Annotated in this window: 4 protein-coding genes; all 4 read right to left on the minus strand. The window is 33.6% G+C overall.

What is annotated here, in order from left to right:
• Nucleotides 1-81: 81 nt before the first annotated feature.
• Nucleotides 82-2,019 (minus strand): RNA polymerase sigma factor RpoD, encoded by a 1,938-nt coding sequence (gene rpoD, locus IHO13_RS04820; protein WP_225538526.1) that lies wholly within the window; start codon nt 2,017-2,019, stop codon nt 82-84.
• Between the two features lie 136 nt (nt 2,020-2,155).
• Entirely contained in the window at nt 2,156-2,467 is a 312-nt protein-coding gene (locus IHO13_RS04825; protein ID WP_225538523.1) for a cation:proton antiporter subunit C, read from the minus strand.
• Nucleotides 2,464-2,883: a Na(+)/H(+) antiporter subunit B gene (locus IHO13_RS04830; protein WP_225538524.1), complete on the minus strand. Its 420-nt coding sequence runs from the start codon at nt 2,881-2,883 to the stop codon at nt 2,464-2,466. The genes IHO13_RS04825 and IHO13_RS04830 overlap by 4 nt, the downstream gene beginning before the upstream one ends.
• Nucleotides 2,876-3,403: a DUF4040 domain-containing protein gene (locus tag IHO13_RS04835; RefSeq protein WP_225538525.1), complete on the minus strand. Its 528-nt coding sequence runs from the start codon at nt 3,401-3,403 to the stop codon at nt 2,876-2,878. The genes IHO13_RS04830 and IHO13_RS04835 overlap by 8 nt, the downstream gene beginning before the upstream one ends.
• Nucleotides 3,404-3,481: the final 78 nt, after the last annotated feature.

Raw genomic sequence — 3,481 nt, forward strand, 5'->3', positions numbered from 1 at the left:
ATTAAAGGTTTAAGCCAATTTATCATGCTATTCTATTTTCCCTCCCAATAACGCAAGTTGATATTAATTTGACGTATTTCCTCAAAAGAACCCTCTAAGTTTTCTAGCACGGCTTGGATGTTTTAATTTACGTAGTGCTTTTGCTTCTATTTGCCTAATTCTCTCGCGTGTTACGTTAAAGATTCTTCCTACTTCTTCTAAGGTATGTTCTTTTCCATCTTTACCAAGACCAAAGCGCATTCTGAGAATCCTTTCTTCTTTTGGCGTTAAAGTTGCAAGAACATTAGTTGTAATACCACGCAAGTCAGCAAGTATTGCAGCATCTTCTGGCTTTGAGACCCGTTTGTCTTCTATGCAATCACCAAAGGTACTGCTATCATCTTTTCCTGTTGGAGCTTCAAGACTTACAGGATCCTTTGTTATTTTCATAACTTTGCGTATTCTTTCTAAAGGCATCCCAAGTTCCACACTCAATTCTTCTAATGTAGGCTCTCTTTCCATCTCATGAGTTAACTTTCTTAGTGTCCTATTAATTTTGCTGATAATTTCTACCATATGAACCGGTATTCTAACTACTTTAGACTGCTCAGGTATTGCCCTGGTGATTGATTGCCTTACCCACCAAGTTCCGTAAGTTGAAAACTTGTATCCGCGTTTGTAATCAAATTTATCCACGGCTTTCATAAGACCAATATTGCCCTCTTGTATCAAGTCAAGCAGAGCAAGACCTCTGTTTGAATATTTTTTAGCGATGGAGACTACTAACCTTAAATTAGCTTTAATCATTTCTTGCTTTGCCTCGGAGACTTCTCGTTCATGTTTTTGTATCCTTTTGATTAACTCCTTAAATTCCTGCACGTTATCTTCTTGTATATATTGCTTAATATTATTCACAGAGCAGGTGATACACTCAGAGTTACCTTTTATAAACCTTGTACATTTGATTTTTAATTCTTCTGTAAGAAAAATTTCATTTTCATTGGTCTTTAAAAAACTTCTCTCTTTCAATTCACGTTTTAAAAGCACTTCATTATAAACTTTGTAGAAATTTTCCTTGTCAATATTATATTTCCTAGCTTCAGAAATAAGATTAGCTTCCTCAAGCATTATAGACTTGTTTATATTATAGAGTTTTTGTGTAATTTGAGTGATAGCAGCGTCACTTAATTTAATTTGTAACGCTATGGACCATATTTGATTATATAAATCTTCATATCCTGACTCGCTAGGGGAATTTTTCCTTAGTGTTAATGCTTCATTTGCTAAAGTAATTATCTCATCAAGTGCAACTATGACCTTGGGCAATAAGTCGCTTTCCATTTCAAGAATAGAAACATTTAAATTTGCTGAGTTTATATCTTCGTTACCACTTTCTTGCTCATCATCACCCTTTTTACTACCTGCTTCATCATCTTCGCAGTGTTCATCATCTTTGGCATCTCCAGAATCCTCAAAGTCTTCAGCACTTTCTTCGCTATTCTCTTTGGGTATTGTATTAAAATCAGAATTATAAATTGCATCTAGGTCTATAATTTCCCTCAGTAAGAGAGCTCCGCTACTCAAATCATCACGCCATGCTTTTATCATTTTTAGTGTTACTGATGTTTCGATTATTGCACGCAACATGTTATGCTTTTCAGATTCAATTTTTTTTGCTATCTCGATTTCATCTGCCCTTGATAGAAGCTTTACGGAGCTCATGTCTTGTAGATAAACTCTTACCGGATCGTCGTTTTGCACTAAAGTTGTGGCAGCATTTGACAATGTATCATCGTCATCGAGTTTGCCATCATCATTGTTGGCAGAAGTATCTTCCTCATCTTCACTGCTCTCAAGTACATTAATTCCAGAATCTTGCAATATAGATATAGTATCATCTATGAAGTCAGATGAGAAATTTTCATCTGACAGTTTGTCATTTATATCATCAAGAGTAATAAAACCACCCTTTCTTATACTTTTGGTCACTAGATCCCTTATGATTTTTTTCTTACCTTCTGCATTATTAATAGTTGATATCATTACTTTTATATTTAAAACCCTTTCATTATTAGTAAATAAGCCTACAATAAGTAAGCCTATAGTTTAATTTTTAGCTTGTAACTACCTGTTACTTCATATAGTTTAAGATACTGTTAACTCACATATGTTGGTCTCAGTCAATTATTCCATATTTTTCTTCTATTTTTATTGCTATAGACAATCCAACTGAAAATGTTGCAATTCCAACTACTATGGCAGTGAGCATTAAAACATGCGGTATAGGATTGCTATACAAATAAAAATTTGAAACTAGCATAGGAGGCAAAGAGCTTTTTATATATCCTAAAGATATGTAAAATAGCAGAACAGATGCTTGGAAAACGTTTACCCCTATCATTTTCTTGATTAGATTCTTATCATTTATGATAGTATACAAGCCCAGCATCATTAATATAATAATAGTTGTATAATTACATAAAGTCATTGTTTTTTTATACGAGCAAAGCTTACATATATTATCAACATGGAGGAGAAGACAGTAAGTGCTACACCCAGTTCTACCAGGAAAATACCAAATTTTTGACCGTTAACGTTGTTGGTTAATAATATATCATAAGATAAAAAACTTTTGCCAAATAAAACTGTTAAAATACCCGTTCCTCCGTAGATTAAAATCCCTAGCATATTGGTAAGTTTAATTACAGAATAGGGTATTGCTTTTAAAGTTACGGACACACCAAATAACATTGAATACAGTATTATTCCGGAAGCAATAATTATTCCGGCTTGGAACCCCCCACCTGGAGTGTAGTCGCCGTGAAATTGTATATACAAGCCAAATAGGATAATAAAAGGCACCATTAAAAATGTTACTGCACTTAATATCGGATCTTTAATCATTTTCTTTTTCTTCTTTTAATGTTAATTTTATACAAAGTGCGGCAGTAAAGACTACTATAGTTTCCCCAAATGTATCATAACCACGGAAGCTTGCTAAAATAGCCGTCACTATATTAGGAATACCAGCAACTTTTTCAGTATTTTCTATATAATAAGGAGCAACGTGCAAGTGGATTGGAGCGTCATGGCTGCCAAAATCCGGCAATTGAGTTATAAAGTGCGATAAGAATACAGTCAAAAATAGAATAGAAAAAAGTGTTATAGGGTTGTGAGATAAATTTACTTTATGTTTTTTTATCAAAGAAAGCGCAGCAAACATAAAAACTGTACTGAGCCCTGCACCAACTGAAGCTTCAGTAATTGCAACATCAGGCGCGTTCATAATTAAATATATAAGTGCAATGAGTGAACTAAATGCACACATTAGAATACCACTTACAACTAAGTGTTTTGAAAGAACTATAAAAACCGTAACCGTAAGTAATAGAAAAAGTAATGTTACATTCAATATTTCTAGCATCTTAACCTTTTTTAGTTTTTCCCTTACTTTTATAATAAGTGCACGCTAAAATATAGCTGTTAGTTGAGTTAGCTATCC

This window comes from Wolbachia endosymbiont of Mansonella perstans, assembly GCF_020278605.1.
Lineage (GTDB): Bacteria > Pseudomonadota > Alphaproteobacteria > Rickettsiales > Anaplasmataceae > Wolbachia.